Genomic DNA, 17,401 nt, shown 5'->3' with positions numbered 1-17,401 from the left:
TTTGGTGCCTTATTTTTTAGTCGGTGCTTTCTTAATCAAAATCTCTTTTGAGCGTGCTAGCAAAGGATGACTTATTATTGGTGCAGTAACTAGTTTATATGGCTTATGGCTACTTTATGCTTCAGGAACAATCAATCTACTCTTATCTGTTATTCTATCCATGCCCGTTTTATTTATCTTCCTCTATGCGCAAAACCAAAACAATAATAAAAAATTACTCAGCCGATTAGAAAGAAATGCAATAATTATAATTATTTTCTCTTCTATCCCCGCATTTTGGTATTTACTTCATATTTAATTAACGAGATTTAACAATCACCAACATACTTGCCATCAGGTGACTATGCTGGTTTTTCTATTAATATAGTAAATTTTCAACTTAAAGGTTCTATCTTGCTGGTTAGATGGGATTTTATTTTTTTATCTACAAAAGTATGTTATAACTAAGTAAAGGTTAAACTCTGATTTTTTAGCCTTCTATTAATAACAAGCAAAACCACCAGTACCCAATTAACGTTAGCAGGCTACCGATATAGTGAAAAAGACTTCTTAACATTTAGTCAAGCTAATCAACTTAAAAATGCCTCTTTTCCGCTTTATTACCACGCTAAGAAAAGCCAATTGCAATTTAATATTAGGATTAGGCAATATTTAGCTAGTTGGGGTACTCTATATTTATCAGCTTATCAGAACAACTATTGGAACTATGATGATACAGAAGCAAGCTACTCGATTAATTATAGTTCTCGGATCTGGGACTTAGATTATACAATCAACTATAGCTATACTAAGCCAGACGAGAACAATCAGCTGATCAGATCCTGTCTATCAACTTGCAAATTCCCTTTAAGCGATGGTTAAAGCGAACCTGGGGAAGCTATGGTATACAAAATAGCTTTAATCAGCGTCTTCTTCAGCAAATAAATATTCACCACTCTCCATTTGCTGATGAAAGCTTATTTTTAACCATTCAACAAAACTATGAACGACAGTATGAAAATCATACTAATTCTATTAGTAGTGCACCTTATGGCCAATATCGAAATCAATATGCAATCCTCAATTTAGGCTACAATCACGACCCCCATCAAAACCAATTAAATTATGGTCTGCAAGGCAGCTTGGTTGCCCATCCTTATGGATTAACCTTAGCCCAACCTATCGGTGAAACAGCAGCATTAGTGATTGCAAAGGACGCAGTTGGGGTAAAACTAGAAAATCATTCAGGTATAAAAACTGACTATCAAGGTATCGCTATCATTCCCAATATTAGTAGTTATCGGACAAACCAAATTACTCTCGCAACCGAAACACTACCAGATGGTGTTGATATTGAATCTAATATACAAACAGTGACCCCTACTCGTGGCGCAATCGCCATAGCCCATTTTGCTACCCAAGTTGGCTATAGAGTAATTTTTAAACTTCAGCATCATAGTAAGACTATTCCATTTGGCGCAATTGCAACTTTAATAGATAAAACCACGATAGCGACTACTGGGATCATATATGATCGGCAGCAGCTTTATTTAAGTGGGGTCCCCGCTCAAGGTGAATTCATTATCACAACTGGAAATAACAATTATCACTGTTCATATGCACTACCTGATGATGCCATACTAGCTAAAGTTCACAAAATTACCGCCATCTGTCAATCAAAGGAGTGAAAATGACAAGCCCTTCAACTAAAACAATGATCCTGGCTTTCTTGCTACTTGGATTATTCTCTCTAAACGCTCATACCTCCGGCTGTAACTACATGTCAGGTTCGCGATCAGTAGACATTTTTATTCCCTTGCCAAATGAAATTGAGGTCTCACCTACATTACCTATAGGTAGCATTATTAAGAAATCTTCTGGATCGATTTCAAGAAGCAATCATAGCGGTTTTATCATCTGCCAATCAGAGCAAATCAAACATCAATGGAAAAATAATAAGCATTATTCAATGATGTCATCATCCGATGATATTTACCCAACAAATTTAAGGGGTATCGGGTTAAAAATTATCTACCATGATGGCAATATCCAACCCTATGTTGTTCCGTGTTCTAGCCAATCTACTCATAAAGTATTTTGTGGAGAAGACTTCTATATAATCGAAGTGCAACTGATAAAAACAGCTTAACAGGTAGATGCCGGTAATATTCCCCAACATCAGCTCACTGAAGCAACTATTGGTAATTTACCGATAGTAAATTTCAAATTGAGAAATGTTAAAATTATCGTTCCTAAAGTAAGCTGTTTTATCAATAATAAAGCATTAGAGATAAATTTAGGTCGCCTAAAAACAACTGTTTTTAACGGCATGTATAGTACGTCGATCAAAAAAACATTTTATCTCGAATTAAGCTGTACTCAACCATCACCAGTTGAAATAAAAATGGAAGGAGATACATTACCGTCAACTGATGATAAAATTTTAGCGTTAAATAAATATCATGCAGCAAAAGGTATTGGCTTACAGATTATATATGAAGATAACCCCATCCAATTCAACCACTGGTTTTCATTAAAAAAAGTGCCTGATACCGAAAGTATTCCACTGCCTTTTTACGCGCAGTATATCCAAGTTGCTGCACGAGTAACACCAGGTCAAGCGAACGCCCTAGTCACTTATCACATTAAATATCATTAAAAAGGGGTGGTAACACCACTTTTTTACCCTACTCTGGCAGTAATGAAATTTGCGCCATTGCCTGTAGAATACGTTTATCTGAAATAGGATAAGGGGTGCCCAGTTGTTGGGCAAATATGTTTACCCGTAATTCTTCCATCATCCAGTATATTGCTTGTACTTCAGGCAACTTTCTTTGTACGCTAGACAACTTAGCTAACCAACCCTGCCATTGCTGTTTAATATGCTCAATACGCAGCATATGCGCGCGATCACAGTTTGGATCAGCGACTAACTTTTCCAAACGACGCTCTATCGCATTAAGATAACGAATAATATCAGGCAGTTTTTGCCAGCCATGAGATGTAACAATACCTGTAAATATTAATCCACTAAGTTGGGTTTTAATATCAGAAAATGCCAGTGCCAAATGAATGTCGACCCGGCCTTTTAAACGCTTATTAATTGCAAATGCACGAGTTAAAATCATTTCAACCTGTTTAGCTATCTCAACCACTACCTCATTAAGCTCAGCACGAACATAAATTTCCAATCGCTGATAATCTTCTGCTGTCCATATCAGAGCACCAAATTGAGCAATTAATTTATCCACTCCACAGCTGATACAATCATCAATTAGCTCAAGAACTTTGCCAAAAGGCTTGAAATAAAGCCCGAGTTTGGATTTATTTGGCAATTTTTCATGCAGGTATTTTATCGGTGAAGGAATATTCAGCAGCAATAGTCTCCTTAATTCTTTATTCATCGCCTGTTGCTGCTCTAGTTGAGTTTCAAACATGCGAATTGCAACGCTATTTTTTTCATCCACCAGCGCAGGATAAGCTTTAACCAGATCACTACCACGCTTTTGTTCATAAAGCTGAGGCAAAGTACCAAAATTCCATATGTGTAACCCACTTTGCTCAATACTTTTATTAAAAACCGCAGCTAATGTTTGTTGAACTTGCTGTTTTAATTGTATTTTCAACGATGTTAAATCACGGCTTGCGGCAATAGTCTGGTTATTTTCATCGACAATATGAAATGTCATTTTTAAATGATCAGCTAATTGATCCCATTGCCAGGCGTCGGCGTCAATAGTAACACCTGTCATACGACGCAATTCACGGGTTAGACAATCTAACAATTTTCCTTGCGGCGCAGGTATTCTCTCTAAAAATGCTTTAGCATAATTTGGGGTCGGCACAAAGTTATGCCGTCACACTTTAGGTAAGGATTTAATCAGCGCGATAACTAACTCTTCGCGTAATCCCGGTATTTGCCAATCAAAACCTTCATCTTTCACTTGATTGAGTACCGATAGTGGAATATGAACCGTGACGCCATCAACCGCACTACCAGGCTCAAACTGATATGTTAACTGCAATTTAAGCGCATCTTGTTGCCAATAATTGGGGTATTCTGCCCGGCTAACGTTATTAGTTGTTGCCCGCATTAACATATTTTTGTTAAATGTCAGTAGCTCAGGCTGTGTTTTACTCACCACTTTCCACCAGCGATCAAAGTAGCGGGAAGAGACAACCTGACTACTAATTCGCTGTAGATAAAAATCAAACAGCGTGTCATCGTCAACCACAATATCGCGGCGACGGGATTTATGCTCTAACTCTTCTACTTCAGCTAATAATTTTAAGTTTTGTTGGTAAAAGGTGTGGCTGGTTCGCCAGTCACCCTCAACCAATGCATGGCGAATAAAAAGCTCACGACACAATTGCGGATCAATTTTACTGTAATTAACCTGACGGCCAGTTACGATAGGTAAACCCAATAGCGTTACACTTTCCGACACCATAACCGCACCTTGCTTTTTTGACCAGTGCGGCTCTCTGTAATGATATTTGACTAAATGCCCAGCCAGTGGCTAGATCCAGTCAGGTTCGATTATCGCCGCAGTACGTACCCAAAGCTTATTCGTTTCAACTAATTCTGCCACCATAACCCACTTAGGTGGTTTTTTAAATAAGCCAGAAGCAGGAAAAATCATAAATCGCGCATTTCTGACAGCTAAAAACTCTGCTTTATCAACCCCTTTTTGGCCAATATGAGAAAGCAGACCTGCCAGTAGCGAAATATGAATAGCCTGATAATCAGCAGGTTCGCTATTTACCGCAATACTCAACTCTTTAATCACTTGACGCAGCTGGCTATAGATGTCCAGCCACTCCCTTAAGCGCATAAAATTAAGTAGATCTTGTTTACATTGCTTACGAAATTGCGCATTGGATACAATAGTTTGTTGCTGTTTAACAAAATCCCATAAACTTAAATAGGCCAGAAAGTCCGAATGTTTATCGATAAAGCGATGATGCTTTTCATCTGCTATTTGCTGTTTATCAAGTGGCCTTTCACGAGGATCCTGGATAGAAAGCGCGGAACTTATCACCATAATTTCTAGCACACATCCATGCTTTCTGGCCTCTAAAACCATACGTCACAAACGTGGATCGAGCGGCAGTTGTGCCAACTGACGACCAATTTCAGTCAGTTGATAATCGCCAGCAGTAGCGGTTTTATTAGCAATAGCGTTTAATTCTTCGAGTAATCGAATGCCGTCTTGAATATTACGTTTATCAGGCAGTTCAATAAAAGGAAATTGATTAATATCACCTAGTCCAATCGCCATCATCTGCAAAATAACCGAAGCCAGATTGGTACGTAAAATTTCAGGATCGGTATACATCGGGCGGGCTAAAAAATCTTCTTCCGAGTACAAACGAATGCAGATCCCTGCAGAGACGTGGCCACAGCGCCCTTTACGCTGTTCAGCCGAAGCTTGTGAAATTGGTTCAATTGGCAAACGCTGTACTTTTGTGCGATAACTATAACGGCTAATGCGCACATAGCCGGTATCTATTACATATTTAATACCAGGAACTGTCAATGAGGTTTCTGCCACATTGGTCGCTAAAACGAGCAAAAAGCGGTAATATTTCGGTATGTTTTAAATTCAGCTTATTTAGTACTTCGGCAGTATCCCGGATCTCACGCTCACCACTCATAAAAATCAAAATATCGCCAATAGCATGTTGACTTAATTCATCAACCGCATCGATTATGCCATCAAGCTGATCGCGATGACTATCGTTGCTGTCACCACTAATTGGCCGATATCTAACTTCTACTGGATAAGTTCTTCCTGATACCTCAACAATCGGCGCGTGATCAAAATGTTGGGAAAAACGCTCTGGATCGATGGTCGCGGAGGTGATAATAACTTTTAAATCAGGGCGTTTAGGTAATAATTGGCGTAAATAGCCCAGAATAAAATCAATGTTTAAGCTGCTTTCATGCGCCTCATCAATAATTATCGTGTCATATTGCAGTAATAATTTATCATTAAGTAATTCTGCTAATAAAATTCCATCTGTCATTAATTTAATGAACGTATTATCACTTACCTGATAATTAAAACGGACTTTATAACCAACAGTACTACCTAAAGGGATATTAAGCTCCTCATCGATCCTGTTAGCAACTGAGCGCGCAGCCAATCTACGAGGTTGGGTATGACCAATTAAGCCTTTTATCCCTTGGCCAAGCTCTAGACAAATTTTGGGGATCTGGGTTGTTTTGCCCGACCCCGTCTAACCAGCAATAATGACCACTTGATGATCACGGATCGCCTGATCAATTGCCTGTTTTTTCTCAATTACAGGGAGATTTTCTGGATAAATAATTACTGGAAGAGCGCTTTGCCACTGAGCAATTTTTTTCTGCCCGGCAGCAATATCTGTTTTAACTAATTCAATAACCGATTGGCGGGATTTTTCATTTTTTATTTTCTTTATCCCTGCCAAGCGTTTTTTTAATACCAATTGATCACGCAATAATAGCTTTCCAATATCAGCATATAATGCTATTAAATCAGAGTTCACTTTAATTAGACCTTAGTGAAGGGGCAGATTTGCTGAGTTGACCATCAAAACACGATGTCATTGACACATACTCTTCTTTGCCAAAATAATAGAGTGCTATAGTATCTTATTTTTGTGTCCAGCGACCATTAATACCTAATACATATTCACCTTTTTCCGCCCCATCTATTAATTTTTGGCCAGCAATTTTGGCCACTTGCTCAGTCTTATGCGCAATTTCAGCATATTTTTGTTCTCGAGCCTGATTAATGCTGTTAACCAATGCGAAAGGTAAAATATATTTTTTCATCATGTCATTTGTTATCCAAAAAGATCACTATTATTTTTTAGTAACCCCTCAACCTGGCGATCAACTTTAATTTTAATTTCATGTTCAATTTTGACATTCATATTAATATTTATTGGCTTATCGGGTGTTGCCACCTCTAACCGAACACAACTTGTTAATAAAAATGCCGCTGATAAGATCAGCATATACCAAATTTGCCTTTTCATTACTGATTTTCACCTTTTTTTAGCGAAATATTTTTTTCTAACCAATCACCTAAATTATTAGCAAATTGTAGACTGCGCCACAATTGAAAGATATTTTCTTGATGGCGATAATTTAATCTAACTTGCCGATTTTTGCTTTCTAAAGGATTAACGCCATGAATTTGAGCATTGAGCGTGATATCCCCAGATTACTCAGACTAATTTCGGTTTGGCTACGATTTATTTCCAAATAACGTAACCAGGCCATAGCAACTCTAGCAGATAAATTCTTTTCACCGATAGAATCCACTAACTCTTTTCCTAATCTTAAGGTAATATTGCCTGAGTTTGCTAGCCACCATTCTTTCACAATCCAATCCGGGTTATTCAGGAAGAAAGGTCATTGACCACTTATTTTTCCTGACATCGCAACCTGAGTCGTGGTTCTAAGGCGAGTTAATAATTGACTTAAATCTATTCGATCAATAGTGAGTATGGCTGGCTCTATTTGCGGCCAAGGTAATTTAGCTAACCGAACAGCGCCGCCTAACAAATCAACATTAACTGCCCGTAACACTAAAGGGAATTTTGCGCTAGCTGGATAATAGCCATAAAGATCAGCCGTTATATTACGCATATCAAACAGACTTTTTACCTGTTTGATCCTAATTTGGATCGGTGACTTGGTCCCCTGCTGCCAGCGACTATTTTGTAAACGCCAGGGTAAAATAAAATCAATCCCATCAACACTACCATCTTTTAACCACAATCCAGCATTAGTAACCGACCAATGGCCACCAGCGATCACCCCTTGGCCTTGCGCCACAGAAAACGCAGCTTTAGCATAAAAATTACCTTCTCGCAAGGTGATAGCCAAATCTGCCGGGATCAACGATTGAAATGCTAATACACTCTGATTTTGCCAACGTGCATTTCCTCTTAATCGTATAATACCATCCCAACGGATAAAAAATGGAATTGGACCTATTTGTTGCGCTGATAGTGCTCCGGATAATTGGAAATCTGCTGGATTGCGACCAGTTACTTTAGCTATGATCGCGGTTGCTGGTAAAAAGGCTCTCTTGACCAAACTGTATTCGATTAGTACGTAAAATAAGCTCACCAGTAAAATTAGCGCGCTTAGCATCACGTTGCCATTTTAAGGGTTTTGATAGCGTTAAACGGGGATGAAACATATTAACCATCTCATACTGAATTTTATCAAATCCGGTATTCAATCTGTTTACCACCAATAAAGAGTTAATCCAGTAACCATCACCGCTAAGATTCCAATTGGCATTAAGGGGGGGGTAATTGTGCATGGCCCCAATAACTGTCAGTTGTATCAGCAATTGCCTGCAAACGCCCAGTTACCCCTTGTGCCGTCAAATAAGTGCCCGCTAACGGCAGACGTAATTCATCAAGCATTAATGTTTTATTTATCTTGCCATACATTCTAATTAATGATGATGGTAAAAAAGTAATACGCGGAGAGAGCAATGGACCTGAAATCAGGGTTGGGGTTCGCATATCAATAATCAGATCATTAATTTTAACCTGTCCCATTAATTGAAATGGAATATGGCTATTTAGCCAATCTAATTTACCCTGCTCAATAGTCAGCACCAAATTAGCTTTGCCTTCCCCGCCCGTCGTCAACATATTAGCGCGACCACTAATACGCATATCAGCTAAATTATCACGCCAATTAGCCAGACGAAGATCGATTTTTCCTGATAATAATTGATCACCATTGTGCCAACGCCAGTTTCCTTGCTTAATAGTCAAATACTGGTCATATAATTGCCAGGGCAAAAAGAGTAATGGCATTTGAGACTGCTGTTCTGTTAGCTGTAAAATCCCTGAGCGATTTGCCCAATTTAATTGCGCAATCACCGGTTTAGCATAGTGATTAGTCGTAAAAATCGCGTCAATTTTTCCCTGTTGGGGAATTAATGTCGAACTCAAGGGTAGCGAGATATTACCGGGTAAATTAACCGTATCTTCATTCAGCCGAAGAAACATATGCTCTATATTGAAATAATCTGCCGTGGTTGTTCGTGCCACAAATTGCACATTTTGTCCTTGAGAATCGATGTGCAAGTGATGACTTTGACTTACTTGTAACTGAAGTTTGCCAGCTAAAAATGGCCAAGGATGTAAGACGAGTTGTTCAATTGTTAATTCCATTGACGGGATTGTGGTTAAGATCTGTTTTATATCTATTTCAGATTGTGTAGCTTGATCGTCTGTTAACTGGGATAAGCAATTATTGTCACTCACTAACGATTGAGCATTAATTATCCATTTTGTTGGCCATTTAGTTGCTGAAGAAACCGTTAATTGATCTACCTTGACCCATTCACAGCTGCCTAGTGCAATTTGCATATCAGCTACAACAATCCCTTGGCCGGTGATTTTCGGTAACGTCATTGACAATGTTGCACCTTTGGGTAGCCATAATTGACTGACTCTAGGTAACCAATGCGGGATTGAAAACCAGCTGGTGATAACAATAAAAAACAAGATTATGAATAGCAAAATAATATATTTTATTAATTTAGGCACTCTACTATTCCTTTGTTTTAATTAACCTCACTAAAACCATAATAATGGATCTTTAATATTGATCCATCTTATTAATAGATTTACAACACAACTACATTAGCGATGTTATCAACAAATTTTTATCCATCTATTCATATAATCCTCTATTTGTGCCATTCTATTAACACTAAGCACATTTATCGCTATAGGTGCAAAAGTTATCCTCATTTTATATTGGAGCCTCCAATGAAAGTCGTTTCTTATTGTACAAAACAATACGACCGCATTCCTTTCGATCAAATCAATAAACAGGATCATTTTAATTTTGATATCGAGTACTTTGATTTTCCACTCACCCCACAAACTGCTAAAAATTCTGCAGGTGCTGATGCGGTTTGTATATTTGTTAATGATGATGCCAGTCACGCAGTACTTAAAGAGCTTGCAAAGCTGGATGTTAAAATTTTAGCTTTACGTTGCGCCGGATTTAATAATGTCGATTTAGTTGCTGCAAAAAAATTGACCATTCAAGTTGTGCGCGTACCTGCATATTCTCCTGAGGCTGTTGCTGAACATACAGTGGGTTTAATGCTTTGTCTAAATAGACGTATTCACCGCGCTTACCAACGTACTCGGGATGCCAATTTTTCACTGGAAGGATTAACCGGTTTTAACATGTATAATCGTACTGCTGGCATTATCGGTACCGGTAAAATCGGTTTAGCAACATTACGCATTCTTAAAGGTTTTGGCATGAAACTACTTGCCTATGATCCCTATCCCAGTGAAGCCGCATTAAAGCTTGGTGCTGAGTATGTTGATTTAGATGCTTTATTAAAGCATGCCGATATTATTAGCCTCCATTGCCCATTAACAAAAGAAAATCATCATTTACTCAATTAACAATCTTTCAATAAAATGAAAGATGGGGTTATGGTGATCAATACCAGCCGCGGCGGTTTAATTGATTCTACTGCAGCAATCGAAGCACTAAAACAACAAAAAGTTAGCGCCTTAGGGATGGATGTATAAGAAAATGAACGTGAGTTATTTTTTGAGGATAAATCGAATGATGTGATCCAAGATGACGTTTTTCGCCGCTTATCTGCCTGCCATAATGTCCTATTCACTGGACACCAAGCTTTTTTAACCGAAGAAGCTCTCAATAATATTAGCGAACCAACGCTACAAAATATTAAACAGATTGCTCAAGGAGAACCGTGTGCTAATAAAATTGAAGGTTAATCTTTAACATTAAGACAATATTTATTGCTAGGGTTTCTGGCAGCTGATTGCCATGAGTGCTTTAGGGCGCTTATGGCACAAAACTATCGCTAATTAACCAATGAATAATCCAAAATGGAATACCACCAGCAACTGCCGCCAACGGCCTAGTAACTTCCAGTTGTCGATTACTGAATATAACCGCCATAATTGCTAATTGGTTTCTTAGTTAACTTGAGTGAATTAGCCATCACAACGGATACTATTAACCAATTTTAGATGACTAATAAAATAATCAAGTTAATAATATTAATTAATCAACTTTTCCAGTCGTATTTCTCCATTTTGCAAATTTTCAACCGGCAACCAACCCAGTTTTTGATAAAAACCGCAGGCACGACTCGCAGCATCAGTCGTTAACCAAATTTTTTTATATTGTTGAAAAAGAAACGTTTCAGCTTTGGTTAATAAAATTTTGCCGAAACCTTGCCCGGCAAACTCAGGACGAACAAATAAAGCAAAAATGCTGCCTTGTGACATATCCACCATAGAGAAACCGATAGGATTGCCAGCTATTTCCGCAATCCAGGCACAAGGTGACGCAGACAAAATATCGCGTAATGCGTCAGGTGTAATTCCTTTATCAATGAGTTGTTTTTTGGAAAGGTGATTTTCTTTTACACTGGTTCGAATAGCAAAAAGTGATGCAATATCATTAACATTAGCTAATCTGACATGTTGTTCTAAATAATGGTTTTCCATTTTTTCTCTAGGATCAAAGGGTATTAATAATATGATCTTCCCAATCCATCACCTCAATTTCTATAACCGCAATATGCCGAACGGATATTTTAGCTTGGTGCATGGCTAATTTTGAACCGGTTTTTAATGGATGCCAGGCTGGCAGCGGTTTTCCTTCAGCAATTAAACAATAAGCACAGGTGTTAGGTAACCAACGGAAGGTAGTCAAATTATCCCTTGTCAATTTGATACAATCTGGTTCATAACGAAATCTTTCTGCATAGTTTTTGCACTGACAGCTTTTAAGATCTAATTGATTACATGCCACGTTGGTGAAATAAATTTCATCGGTATCGGCATCCAGTAACTTATGCATACAGCATTGCCCACAACCGTCACATAATGATTCCCACTCTTCATAGGTCATCTGTTCTAACGTTTTGCGCTGCCAAAAAGACTCAGACATATAAAAGAAAAATCCTCTTATTAGATAACTCGTGTTTTTAAATTCGATCATTTAAATGAAGAGTAAGCTCGTCGTTCACTTCTAGTGGGCCAACACCTTTGGGTGTGTCTGTTAAAATAACATCCCCAGGGCGTAAAGTAAAAAAACGCGATATATAACTGATCAAAGATAATGTGGCTGTCAGCATATCAGCGGTGTTTCCTTCCTGTCGTATTTCGTTATTAACCAATAAACTTAAGCTCGCTTTTTGTGGGTCACCAAACTCATGAGCAGCAATAAATCCGGATATTGGGCAAGCACCATCAAAAGCTTTGGATTTTTCCCATGGCTGGCCAGATGTTTTTAATGTTTGCTGTAAATCACGTAAAGTCAAATCAAGTGCCACGGCAAACCCTTTAATTGCTGATTTAATTCTCTCTTGATCATTTTCCTCTTTCAGCGTCGTGCCAATCAAAACAGCTTGTACTGTGCCTAGCCCTTTTGGCAACAAAATAGGTTTAGTGATATCACAAAGCTCAGTTTCCGGCTGAATGAAAATGACCGGCTCTTTATGCTGCTTTGCGTTCATTTATTGCACATGTTCGGCATAATTACTGCCTACACAAACCACTTTATTAGCAGATACATCCAGCAATTAACCAAGTCTGTGTAGTTAACGCCAAATTAGCCATCACAGGAACTTCTATGCCAAGCTTTTTCTATTGTTCTACCGATTTTCCTTTTTTCTTTATCCCTGCGAAACCAATATCAAAACCTATTGGTAACTTAACCTGTGTGCCCCAAGGTAAATAAGTTTGCCAACCTTCATACCTAAGGTAATTGGCAATTGAAGCAAAAACATCTGCTTTATTGTGCCAGATATCAATCTGACCTTTACCACTACCATTTATAGCATATTGTAGATAAGAGGTTAGCATAAACTGAGTTTGTCCCATTGCACCGGCCCAAGAGCCTTTTAAACGCTGGTTTTTCGACACATAGCCTTTATCCATAATTTTGAGTGCGGCCATCAGTTGTTTACTAAAAAAAAGTTCTCGGCGGCCATCAAATGACAAAGTGACTAAGGCGAAAAGCACATCTTCTTGCCCTTGGATTTAACCAAATTTACTCTCTAATCCCCACAGTGCAACAATATATTGCACCGGAATACCAAACCGCTTACTGGTTATATCCAGTTGATGCTTATTATTATAATATTGCTGTATTGCGATGCTAATACTGGATGATGGTAAAACTTTTTGTAAATAATTTTCTAAATTGACGTTAGCACGCTTTTCCGGCTGTCTACGATCTGCGGCCACAATTCGCTGAACAAAACAAATATTGGCAAAAGCCATAGCGATCGTTGCTTCGCTTATTCCTTGTTGCCTTGCCATTTGCTTTAAATATTGAACATAAGCTGGAAATTGCGCCAAACTACGTTTTTTATGCGGAAATACCTTACTTAAAGAAACTTCACTAGATTGCGCTTGCTATTGCTTGCGGTACTGATATCAAGAAAATCACTTTAGGCAGCATTGCGATGAGCAAATCACCTATCAATAAGAAACTACCAATTACTGTATAAATAAGTTTGAGTCTCATAGCGATAATATTCCATTATATTTTCAACCGGAGGCGGAAACTGGAGATAATAACCAACCTCGATAAGCTACCGTTTAACCCTATCAATATCAGCATTGGCTAATTTTTTTTGATCTGTCAAACTTAGAGTCATGACCAATCTGGGAGTACCAAATTGCTGTAATAATGGTTTGGGAACGCGGGAAAAATTGTCTTTTTTTTCTACAAAAAGATAAGTTTGTTCCTTCTTTGCACTACAATAAATGACACAAAACATTCAATTTAGCTCTTTTTTATTAACACTTTTGACTTGCCTGACTAATTAAGTAACTATAACATAATATTGTATTTCCTTATATCATCGTCCAAAATTCCACTATGGGTCAGTTCAACATGCTGAGTCGAATGCAGATGGCACAATCACCAATCGAACTAAAAGGCAGTAGCTTCACTCTCACCGTTCTTCATATTCATAATGAAGATCCTGAAGCTATTAAAAAAGCAATTCAGGAAAAAATTGACCAAGCGCCTGATTTTTTGAGAAATTCCCCTGTTGTGTTCAATGTTGCTGGTCTATTAGATGTAAATACTATTTTATCCTGCTATAAAATTATTAGTCAGGCAGGTTTAAAGATAGTTGGTGTTAGTGGGTGTACCAATACTAAATTGCGCCAGGCTATCACTGATATTGGCCTACCTTTACTTAGTGAAGGTCAAAATCAAAAAACACAAAATAAAAAAACTGCCAATATCGCTACCACTGTACATGGTAAGACGCGTATTATTACCACCCATGTTCGTTCAGGACAACGCATATATGCCGCTAATTGTGATTTAATTGTTAACGCTAATGTTAGTGCTGGTGCTGAATTGATTGCTGATGGCAATGTACATATTTATGGCATGATGCGTGGTAGAGTACTTGCTGGCGCATCTGGCGATAATGATTGTCAAATTTACTGTACACACTTACAAGCGGAATTAGTTTCTATTGCTGGACAATTTTGGTTAAGTGAACAAATTCCTGCAGATTTTATCGGGAAAGCAGCTAGACTTTGTTTGGTAAATAATGAATTGACGATTAATAATATCATTTAGACCTTATTACAGGAATGACTTCATGGCACGCATTATTGTTGTAACCTCAGGTAAAGGTGGCGTAGGCAAAACTACTTCCAGCGCAGCCATCGCTACCGGCCTGGCCCAAAGAGGAAAAAAAACCGTTGTGATCGATTTTGATATTGGTCTACGTAACCTCGATTTAATTATGGGATGCGAACGCCGCGTAGTGTATGATTTTGTGAATGTGATCCAAGGTGATGCCACACTCAACCAAGCACTTATTAAAGATAAAAGGACTGAAAATCTTCATATACTTCCTGCTTCACAAACGCGTGATAAAGATGCATTAACACGCGAAGGCGTTGAAAAAGTGCTAAGTGGACTGAAAAAATTAGATTTCGAATTCATTATCTGCGATTCACCCGCAGGTATCGAAAGTGGTGCATTGATGGCACTTTATTTCGCCGATGAAGCAATTATTACCACCAATCCTGAAGTCTCTTCTGTACGTGATTCAGATCGCATACTCGGTATTATCGCTTCTAAATCACGCCGTGCAGAACGTGGCGAAGAACCCGTCAAGGAGCAACTTTTGCTTACCCGTTATAATCCAGGTCGTGTCACTCATGGTGATATGCTGAGTATGGAAGACGTACTTGAAATTCTGTGTATCCCACTGATTGGTGTGATCCCTGAAGATCAATCCGTTTTACGTTCCTCTAACCAAGGAGAGCCTGTTATTCTCGATGCCAAATCTGATGCAGGCAAAGCATACAGTGACTGCGTTGATCGAATTTTAGGTAAAAACCTCCCTATTCGTGTTATTGAAGACGAAAAAAAAGGCTTCTTAAAGCGCTTGTTTGGAGGATAAAATATGGCCTTATTAGATTTTTTCCTGTCGAAAAAAAAATCAACGGCCAATATTGCCAAGGAAAGGCTACAAATTATTGTTGCCGAACGCCGACGTAATGACTGTGGGCCGGCTTACCTACCCGCAATGAAACGTGATATTTTAAAGGTCATTTGTAAATACGTCCAAATTGATCCAGAAATGCTCACAGTACAATTTGAACAAAAAAATGATGATATCTCGGTTTTAGAGTTAAATGTAACTTTACCTGAAACGGACGAAAAAAAATAAAATAGCTAATTTTTAACACCAAGTGCCCATCAATAATGATGGGCTTGTGTCATAATGACTTAAAAATAAATATTTTCATTGCTTAATTTTAACAATTCCATTTCCTTTGTTTATTATTTCACTAGTAAAAGCATTTCCATTTACAAAATCACCTGTGATTATTTTTCCCCTATTAACAATAAGATAATTTTTCCTGGCTTGCTTTAAGATCTGGTACTCACTTTTTATTTGATTATTAAATTGATAATTTTTTGTTATTCGATTAATGACTTCTCTAATATCTCTTACTTTATAAACATTAAAATAAAATAATGAGGCTTTGTTGAATAAATCGAACTTTTAGGTGATTGGCGGAGCTGATCGCTAAATTCGTTTCAACATCAGGTCCCCATGGCAAAGCAAAAGTTTAAAATTACCAACTGGCCCGCGTACAACAAGGCACTCAGACAACGCGGTTCCCTGACGGTCTGGCTTGATGAGTCGGCCATCGCTGGATGGACTGACAGTTCTTCGCCTGAAGGTCGTGGCCGGCCGCTTTACTACAGCGATATGGCTGTTACCACTGTCCTGATGATGAAGCGTGTGTTTAACCTGTCGCTCCGGGCATTACAGGGCTTCGTTGATTCGATTTTTAAACTCATGTCTTTGCCGCTGTGCTGTCCGGACTACTCGCTGGTCAGCAGACGAGCAAAGAGCGTCAACATCAGCATAAAAACGCCAACGCGTGGTGAAATCTCGCATCTGGTCATCGACAGTACCGGTCTGAAGGTCTTTGGCGAAGGTGAATGGAAAGTCAGGCAGCATGGGGCTGACAGACGAAGAGTGTGGCGCAAGCTTCATCTGGCAGCAGACAGTGTGACTCATGAGATTATCTGTGCCGACTTATCGCTCAGCGGAACGACAGATGCGCAGGCACTGCCGGGCCTGATTAACCAAAACCACCGGAAAATCAGGGAAGTGTCAGCAGACGGTGCTTATGACGCCTGTTACTGCCACGATGCGTTGCTAAGAAAGAAAATCAGGCCCCTTATCCCGCCGCGAAGCGGAGCGAAATACTGGCCGGACAAGTACCATGAACGTAACCATGCGGTGGCGAATCAGCGTCTGAGCAGGAGTAATGATATGTGGAAAAAGAAAGTGGGTTATCACCGGCGTTCAGTGGCAGAAACAGCGATGTTCCGCATAAAAACTTTGCTGGGTGGCCATCTGAGGCTGCGTGACTATGAGGCTCAGGTAGGTGAAGCAATGGCGATGGTCAAAGCGCTGAACCGTATGACGTTGTTGGGTATGCCACACAGCGTCAGGATCGGATAACAGCTGTAGCAGAGGGAGCCATCCTGTCGGCTAATTCTGATTTATTCAACAAAGCCGTTTTGGTACTAACTATCGTTTTAATCGCAATATTAGTCTCTATGGCTTAATTGGAGCGGCACGTGGTAGAGTTTAGGCAAAATAACCATTCGCAAATGCTTTTAAAGACACTGAAATTGAATTAGTTTATGGTGCTGGTTTACAAATTAATCCGGTGGAGAATGTAGCTATTGATGTTACATATGAACATACCAAATTATCTTTCGAACATACTACTTTAAAAAATATAAAAGTCGGCACATGGATGCTTGGTGTCGGTTACCGGTTCTAATTTGATTAGCAAAATAAAAACTAACTAC

Annotated in this window: 10 protein-coding genes and 9 pseudogenes; 9 read left to right on the top strand and 10 right to left on the bottom strand. The window is 38.8% G+C overall.

All coding sequences use genetic code 11. The features are described from left to right. Positions 1-483 precede the first annotated feature (483 nt). The 3 genes and pseudogenes from E3U36_RS13285 to E3U36_RS09915 all read left to right on the top strand — a co-directional run bounded on the left by E3U36_RS13285 (position 484) and on the right by E3U36_RS09915 (position 2,638). Positions 484-1,667 (top strand): annotated as a pseudogene (locus E3U36_RS13285) (fimbria/pilus outer membrane usher protein). A gap of 2 nt (positions 1,668-1,669) precedes the next feature. Beyond that, complete coding sequence (locus E3U36_RS09920) at positions 1,670-2,128, top strand: hypothetical protein (protein WP_180816415.1); 459 nt, start codon at positions 1,670-1,672, stop codon at positions 2,126-2,128. 78 nt (positions 2,129-2,206) lie between these two features. Further along, positions 2,207-2,638 (top strand): fimbrial protein, encoded by a 432-nt coding sequence (locus E3U36_RS09915; RefSeq protein ID WP_180816414.1) that lies wholly within the window; start codon positions 2,207-2,209, stop codon positions 2,636-2,638. Between the two features lie 28 nt (positions 2,639-2,666). Here the strand turns inward: E3U36_RS09915 and hrpA are convergent. The 5 genes and pseudogenes from hrpA to E3U36_RS09880 form a co-directional block, all read right to left on the bottom strand. Next, positions 2,667-6,513: pseudogene (gene hrpA, locus E3U36_RS09910) on the bottom strand (ATP-dependent RNA helicase HrpA). A 106-nt stretch (positions 6,514-6,619) separates the two neighbouring features. Beyond that, entirely contained in the window at positions 6,620-6,802 is a 183-nt protein-coding gene (locus tag E3U36_RS09905) for a DUF1318 domain-containing protein (protein WP_439647266.1), read from the bottom strand. Positions 6,803-6,813: 11 nt separating this feature from the next. Beyond that, positions 6,814-7,008, bottom strand: coding sequence for a YnbE family lipoprotein (locus E3U36_RS09900; RefSeq protein ID WP_180816412.1), 195 nt, complete (start codon positions 7,006-7,008; stop codon positions 6,814-6,816). Continuing rightward, positions 7,008-8,134 (bottom strand): annotated as a pseudogene (locus E3U36_RS13280) (intermembrane phospholipid transport protein YdbH family protein). The gene E3U36_RS09900 and the pseudogene E3U36_RS13280 overlap by 1 nt, the downstream one beginning before the upstream one ends. Continuing rightward, a pseudogene (locus E3U36_RS09880) lies at positions 8,034-9,555 on the bottom strand (intermembrane phospholipid transport protein YdbH family protein). The pseudogenes E3U36_RS13280 and E3U36_RS09880 overlap by 101 nt, the downstream one beginning before the upstream one ends. Before the next feature lie 225 nt (positions 9,556-9,780). Between E3U36_RS09880 and E3U36_RS09875 the strand changes: the two are divergent. After that, positions 9,781-10,779, top strand: a pseudogene (locus E3U36_RS09875) (2-hydroxyacid dehydrogenase). A 288-nt stretch (positions 10,780-11,067) separates the two neighbouring features. Here E3U36_RS09875 and E3U36_RS09870 read toward each other — a convergent pair. From E3U36_RS09870 to E3U36_RS13275, 5 genes and pseudogenes are all read right to left on the bottom strand, one after another. Continuing rightward, positions 11,068-11,520, bottom strand: a complete 453-nt coding sequence (locus tag E3U36_RS09870; RefSeq protein WP_180816408.1) for a GNAT family N-acetyltransferase — start codon at positions 11,518-11,520, stop codon at positions 11,068-11,070. A gap of 13 nt (positions 11,521-11,533) precedes the next feature. Then, positions 11,534-11,965 (bottom strand): YcgN family cysteine cluster protein, encoded by a 432-nt coding sequence (locus E3U36_RS09865; protein ID WP_180817624.1) that lies wholly within the window; start codon positions 11,963-11,965, stop codon positions 11,534-11,536. Between the two features lie 20 nt (positions 11,966-11,985). Continuing rightward, a pseudogene (locus tag E3U36_RS09860) lies at positions 11,986-12,599 on the bottom strand (fumarylacetoacetate hydrolase family protein). A gap of 64 nt (positions 12,600-12,663) precedes the next feature. Further along, positions 12,664-13,380: pseudogene (locus E3U36_RS12795) on the bottom strand (lytic murein transglycosylase). 134 nt (positions 13,381-13,514) lie between these two features. Next, positions 13,515-13,805 (bottom strand): annotated as a pseudogene (locus E3U36_RS13275) (YcgL domain-containing protein). Between the two features lie 134 nt (positions 13,806-13,939). Here E3U36_RS13275 and minC point away from each other — a divergent pair. From minC to E3U36_RS13270, 5 genes and pseudogenes are all read left to right on the top strand, one after another. Beyond that, complete coding sequence (gene minC / locus E3U36_RS09840; protein ID WP_180816403.1) at positions 13,940-14,626, top strand: septum site-determining protein MinC; 687 nt, start codon at positions 13,940-13,942, stop codon at positions 14,624-14,626. A 22-nt stretch (positions 14,627-14,648) separates the two neighbouring features. Further along, on the top strand, positions 14,649-15,461 hold the full coding sequence (gene minD, locus E3U36_RS09835) for a septum site-determining protein MinD (protein ID WP_180816402.1): 813 nt from the start codon (positions 14,649-14,651) through the stop codon (positions 15,459-15,461). 3 nt (positions 15,462-15,464) lie between these two features. Then, entirely contained in the window at positions 15,465-15,731 is a 267-nt protein-coding gene (gene minE / locus E3U36_RS09830) for a cell division topological specificity factor MinE (RefSeq protein ID WP_032115886.1), read from the top strand. Between the two features lie 390 nt (positions 15,732-16,121). Continuing rightward, positions 16,122-17,045 (top strand): IS5 family transposase, encoded by a 924-nt coding sequence (locus E3U36_RS09825; protein WP_180816397.1) that lies wholly within the window; start codon positions 16,122-16,124, stop codon positions 17,043-17,045. Between the two features lie 169 nt (positions 17,046-17,214). Further along, positions 17,215-17,373: pseudogene (locus E3U36_RS13270) on the top strand (Ail/Lom family outer membrane beta-barrel protein); the annotation flags it as partial. Positions 17,374-17,401 lie beyond the last annotated feature (28 nt).

Origin of the sequence: Arsenophonus endosymbiont of Aphis craccivora (assembly GCF_013460135.1) — a bacterium.
Taxonomy (GTDB): domain Bacteria; phylum Pseudomonadota; class Gammaproteobacteria; order Enterobacterales; family Enterobacteriaceae; genus Arsenophonus; species Arsenophonus nilaparvatae.
The sequence above is the reverse complement of the archived record's forward strand: the minus strand, read 5'-3'. Positions and strand labels throughout refer to the sequence as shown.

What these genes read in the sequence shown, in the direction of transcription:
- minD (WP_180816402.1), top strand. Translation starts at nt 14,649, where the DNA reads ATGGCACGCATTATTGTTGTAACCTCAGGTAAAGGTGGCGTAGGCAAA.
- minE (WP_032115886.1), top strand. Translation starts at nt 15,465, where the DNA reads ATGGCCTTATTAGATTTTTTCCTGTCGAAAAAAAAATCAACGGCCAAT.
- E3U36_RS09905 (WP_439647266.1), bottom strand. Translation starts at nt 6,802, where the DNA reads ATGAAAAAATATATTTTACCTTTCGCATTGGTTAACAGCATTAATCAG.
- E3U36_RS09870 (WP_180816408.1), bottom strand. Translation starts at nt 11,520, where the DNA reads ATGGAAAACCATTATTTAGAACAACATGTCAGATTAGCTAATGTTAAT.
- minC (WP_180816403.1), top strand. Translation starts at nt 13,940, where the DNA reads ATGGCACAATCACCAATCGAACTAAAAGGCAGTAGCTTCACTCTCACC.
- E3U36_RS09825 (WP_180816397.1), top strand. Translation starts at nt 16,122, where the DNA reads ATGGCAAAGCAAAAGTTTAAAATTACCAACTGGCCCGCGTACAACAAG.
- E3U36_RS09865 (WP_180817624.1), bottom strand. Translation starts at nt 11,965, where the DNA reads ATGTCTGAGTCTTTTTGGCAGCGCAAAACGTTAGAACAGATGACCTAT.
- E3U36_RS09920 (WP_180816415.1), top strand. Translation starts at nt 1,670, where the DNA reads ATGACAAGCCCTTCAACTAAAACAATGATCCTGGCTTTCTTGCTACTT.
- E3U36_RS09900 (WP_180816412.1), bottom strand. Translation starts at nt 7,008, where the DNA reads ATGAAAAGGCAAATTTGGTATATGCTGATCTTATCAGCGGCATTTTTA.